The 1476-nt window shown below is 30.6% G+C and carries 1 protein-coding gene and 1 pseudogene; both read left to right on the top strand.

Translation table 11 applies throughout. The features are described 5' to 3' along the window. Positions 1-528: pseudogene (locus tag HT699_RS11390) on the top strand (restriction endonuclease subunit S); the annotation flags it as partial. 89 nt (positions 529-617) lie between these two features. Then, positions 618-1415, top strand: a complete 798-nt coding sequence (psrA, locus tag HT699_RS11385; protein ID WP_000657448.1) for a tyrosine-type DNA invertase PsrA — start codon at positions 618-620, stop codon at positions 1413-1415. Positions 1416-1476: the final 61 nt, after the last annotated feature.

The following is a 1476-nucleotide window of genomic DNA, read 5'->3' as shown; positions in this document are numbered from 1 at the left end:
GATGATAACTCTTATTATGAGGAAGTTCCTTATGAAATACCAAAAAGTTGGGAGTGGGTGAGGTTTTCTACATTGGTTGAAATTGTTAGAGGTGGTTCTCCACGACCAATCAAAGATTATCTTACTTCCGAAGTAGATGGAATAAATTGGATAAAAATAGGTGATACTGAAAAGGGTGAAAAGTATATAAATAATGTTAAAGAAAAAATCAAAAAATCAGGGCTTAACAAAACTAGATTTGTAAAAAAAGGTACATTTTTGTTAACTAATTCTATGAGTTTTGGTAGACCTTATATTTTGAATGTTGATGGTGCAATACACGATGGATGGTTGGCTATTTCGAACTATGAAAACTCATTAAATAAAGATTACCTATTCTATATTCTTTCATCAAATGTAGTTTATTCTCAATTTCTATCTCTAATTAGTGGAGCTGTTGTGAAAAACTTGAATAGTGATAAAGTTGCTTCTATTCTAATCCCACTCCCACCCCTTCCTGAACAATCCAGAATCGTTGATAAAATCGAACAATTTTTCGCCCATATTGACGCACTAATTTAGTATAATAGTTTTACGTGCGGTGGAATTTCTATCAAACATAAGATAGGAGTTTTACGTTGAAAGAATTTGAATTACATTTGAAGAAAGCTGGTTTAGCTGAAAATACTGTGCGTTCGTACCTTTATGGTGTTCGATTTTTCTTGGAGAATTATGAACTCAAAATGGAAGATTTATTTGAATACAAGGGATATTTATTAGACAATTTTAAACCTAAAACTGTCAATTTGCGACTACAAGGAGTAAATAAATATCTGACTTTTATTGGTCATGATGATTTGAAATTAAAATTTGTCAAAGTACAGCAAAAACCGTTTTTAGAAGATGTCATTAGCTATGCTGATTACCTTTTTCTTAAACGTAGTTTGAAAAAAGATGGTATTTTAAAATGGCATTTTGTCGTTTGGTTTTTAGGTGCAACTGGGGCTCGTGTAAGTGAGCTTATTAAACTAAAAGTAGAGCATGTAGAAATCGGTTATTTTGACATTTACTCAAAAGGTGGTAAAATTCGTAGACTGTACATTCCTAAAAAATTAAGAAATAGTTGTCTTAGTTGGTTAGAATCAGAAAATCGCCGAAGTGGTTATTTATTTTTGAATAAATTTAATGAACCAATTACAGCAAGAGGAGTTGCTCAACAGTTAAAAAATTATGCTGATAAATACAAAATGAATCCTAAAGTAATTTACCCTCATTCTTTTAGACATTTATTTGCTAAGAATTTTTTATCGAAGTATAATGATATTGCCTTGCTTGCAGATTTGATGGGACACGAAAGTATAGAAACTACTCGAATTTATCTAAGGAAAACAGCTACTGAACAACAAAATATTGTAGATAAAATTGTTAATTGGTAAAAAAATAACAGGTGGTCAAATTGACCATCTGCTATTTTTTTGTGATTATGGCTCTTATTAT

Origin of the sequence: Streptococcus sp. 1055, from assembly GCF_013276815.1 — a bacterium.
GTDB lineage: Bacteria > Bacillota > Bacilli > Lactobacillales > Streptococcaceae > Streptococcus > Streptococcus pseudopneumoniae.
Note: the sequence above shows the minus strand (reverse complement) of the source record. Positions and strands in the feature narration are given on the sequence as shown.